This is a genomic window from Nocardia farcinica, from assembly GCF_029867845.1.
Classification (GTDB): Bacteria; Actinomycetota; Actinomycetes; order Mycobacteriales; family Mycobacteriaceae; genus Nocardia; species Nocardia farcinica_A.
Genome location: NZ_JARWRU010000527.1, coordinates 1 through 3,145, shown reverse-complemented (window position 1 = coordinate 3,145; position 3,145 = coordinate 1). Strand labels below are relative to the sequence as shown.

2 protein-coding genes are annotated in these 3,145 nt (G+C 72.7%); both read right to left on the bottom strand.

The window, feature by feature from the left end; all coding sequences use genetic code 11:
- Positions 1-144: 144 nt before the first annotated feature.
- Positions 145-1,494: a S1 family peptidase gene (locus QH283_RS11375; RefSeq protein ID WP_432420707.1), complete on the bottom strand. Its 1,350-nt coding sequence runs from the start codon at positions 1,492-1,494 to the stop codon at positions 145-147.
- A 56-nt stretch (positions 1,495-1,550) separates the two neighbouring features.
- The gene (locus QH283_RS11370; RefSeq protein WP_280502973.1) at positions 1,551-2,924 is read right to left on the bottom strand and encodes a S1 family peptidase; all 1,374 of its coding nucleotides are present in this window, start codon (positions 2,922-2,924) and stop codon (positions 1,551-1,553) included.
- Between the last annotated feature and the right edge of the window lie 221 nt (positions 2,925-3,145).

Here is a 3,145-nt window from a genome sequence, read left to right as displayed (position 1 = left end):
CCCCCCCCCCCGCCCCCCCCGCCCCCCGCGCGGGGGGGGGGGCGGTCCGCCGCCCGGCGCCCCCCCCCGCCCCCCCCCCCCCCCCGCCCGCCCCCCCCCCCCCCCCTTTTCGGTGGCTGCGCTCATCGCTGAGCGCAGCGGGGATCACTCGGTGCGGATACGCAGTCCGGGATTGTCGGCGAGCACCACCGACAGCGGCTGCGCGAACAGCTGCGGGGCGTTGCCGGTGAGCGCGCCGATCAGATTCGGGATGGCGCAGATCGGGTAGTCGGCCACCGACGAGGCGCTGGAGATGCCGAGGGCGAGGCGGCCGGTGACGATCGGGCCGCCGCTGTCGCCGGGCAGCGCGCAGATGTTGGCCGAGAAGCTCTGGGTGAGCAGCCGGTCGCCGACCTGCACGCTCTGGTCGACGGCGTTGACGATGCCGCAGCTGAAGCCGGTGCGCGAGCCCGCCTTGCAGACCGGAGCGCCGACCACCGGCACCGCGACGCCCTCGACCCGGATCGGGGCGGCGCCGGGCACCCGGACGCCGTTGTTGGCGAAGCGACCGGCGGCCGCGTCGTCGATGCGGATGATCGAGTAGTCCTGCGAGCCGAGCACCGACTTCTGGAACGAGCCGAGGCGAGCGCCCAGGTTGTCACCGGGCAGCAGCTCGTGCACGGACGAGGCTGCCGCGGTGCCGGCGGTGGCGACGTCGGGATCACAGTGGCCCGCGGAGATGTTCACCGTGGCGCCGGAGCCGTCGACGGCGTTGAAGCCGAACGAGCAGCGCAACGAGGACTCGCTGCCCGCGGAGGTGAAGCCGTCGCCGCCGGTCAGCGAGGCGCGGTTGATGTCGCTTGCGATCGGGGTGGCGTCGGGCACCGGCTCCGCGGCCACCGGCGGCGCGATCACGAACACTCGCGCCGGATCGATGAAGCTGGGCATCGGCACGCCCACCTGGTCGACCGCCACCGCGACGGTGTTGTTGACGGTGTCGATGACCACGCCGCGCACCAGGCGCGCGACCTCCTCGGGCTGGTCGTCCAGCCAGCGTTCGAAGGCGGACTTCTCCTCGCGCAGGGCGGCCTCGCTCCTGGCGACGGTGCGCACCTCGAATCCGGCGGACTCGGCGGCCGCGCGGGCCTCGTCGGCGCCCGCGCCCTGGGTCAGCGCGACGACGGCCTTGCCAGCGTCGTCGAGCCAGGAGCCCGCGAACACCTGCGGGTACTTGTCCTGCGCGGTGGCGGTGAAGGCGGCGACCTGCTGGGCGAGGTCGGCCCTGGCGAGGTAGTCCTCGGCGGAGATCTTCAGATCGCGGCCGAGGGCCTCGACGAGTTCGGCGGGCAGTTCGACACCCGCGCCCGCGTCCGGTTCGGCCGTGGCCACCGCGGCCGTTGGGCCGAACAGCAGGACCGCCGCCGAAGCGGCGATCACCGACTTGCGCAGTGCCGAATGTCGTGCCTGCGCTGACTGACGTGCCGGCCTGAGGCGACCCTTCCGAGACAGGAGCATGAAGCGACTATATGGGGTCGAAGGCGTTGTGCCCACTCATACCGTGCGGTCGGACGTCAGCTCGGATTCACACCCGTGCGGACCTGCACACCACTGCCGAGGCCGCCGCCGGAGGTGGCGTCGATGTCGGCCAGGATCGACCGGATCGGGATGCCGAGGGTGGCGGTGCCGCCGTAGGGCGCGAGCGCCACATTGGCCTCGTTGCAGTCGGGGGCGTCGGCGGCGTTGGAGCCGCTGGTGATGCCGAGCGCCAGGGTGCCGGTGACGATCGCGCCGCCGCTGTCGCCGCCGAGGGTGCAGGCCGAGCTGGCGAAGCCGCGGATGGTGCGGCTGTCGCCGTCGGCGGTGTAGAGCTGGGTCTCCACCCGGTCGGCGACCACGAAGCCGCAGGTGAAAGTAGAGGTCTGGCCGGACTTGCAGACCGGGGCGCCGATGATCGGCTCGGCGGTGCCGGTGATGGTCAGCGTGGTGCCGTTGGCGCCGCGCACCACCGGACGGTCCATGCCGCCGCCGACGGCGGTGCCGTTGAGCTGGATGACCGAGTAGTCCAGCGCCGCCGGTCCGCCGAGCTGGGCGCGCGCGAAGGTGCCGAGCTCGGGGCTGTTGGCGATGTCGCGGACGTTCGGCAGGTACACCGGGGCGCGCTGGTCGGCCTCGTCGATGTTCGGATCGCAGTGTCCCGCACTGATGTTCAGCGCGTTGCCCGCCGCGTCGGTGGCGTTGAAGCCGAACGAGCAGACGTCGACGCCGAGCAGGCTCTCGTCCTGCAGGCCGTTGGCCGCCGTGATGTAGGTGTCGCCGCCCATCGGCCGCCGCTCGATCGGGCCGCCGCCGTCGGGGGTGAGGATGACCTTGATGTTGGCGATCAGGGTCGGCAGGTTGAGCAGGTGGCCGGTCGGGGTGTTGGCGACGCTGACCACCAGCTGGCTGTTGAGGAAGTCGACGGCCACCGAGTTGATCGCCGAGGACAGCTCGCGCGGCAGCCCGCTCATCCACTGGGCGAGCTGGGTCAGCGCCTCCTCCAGGCTCTGCGCCGAGATCGGGGCGAGGTGGGTCAGGTAGCCGTCGGCGGTGGCGATGCGCGCGGCGTCGGCGGAGGTCACCGCGACGACCGGCTTGCCGTCGGGGGCGAGCCAGGCGCCCGCGAAGTCCTCGGGGTGCTCGGCGCGGAAGTCGCTGGCGTAGGTGCGCAGCTGCTGGGCGCGGGCGGCGCGGTCGAGGTACTCCGTCGGCGTCATGTCCAGATCGCGGGCGATCGCCTCGACGAGTTCGGCGGGCAGGGCGTCGGCGCTGAGCTGTCCCGGCGCGGGGTGCTGTCCCGGCGCGGGGTCAGCGCTCGCGGTGCCGGACAAGGGGGCCAGGAGAACGGTCGCGGCGACTCCGAGGGAAGCTGCCCTGACCGCGGCGCGACGCGCCACCAACTTGCGCATGAAGTCCCTTCGTCGGCACGCGGGCGTGCCAGGTGATTCCGTGGGCCAGCGGCGGCGAATCCGTTGGCGCACAGTGGTGGTCCAGCTCGACCGCGCCCACCGGAAAGCGGCGACTACGGTCAGCGACACACTCTAAGGCACGAACGACGTTCTGTGTTCGGCGACTGTCTGAGTCGGATCGCGCATAACTCCCGGCGAGCCGCCCGATCACGTGCGCGGAC

What these genes read in the sequence shown, in the direction of transcription:
- QH283_RS11370 (WP_280502973.1), bottom strand. Translation starts at nt 2,924, where the DNA reads ATGCGCAAGTTGGTGGCGCGTCGCGCCGCGGTCAGGGCAGCTTCCCTC.
- QH283_RS11375 (WP_432420707.1), bottom strand. Translation starts at nt 1,494, where the DNA reads ATGCTCCTGTCTCGGAAGGGTCGCCTCAGGCCGGCACGTCAGTCAGCG.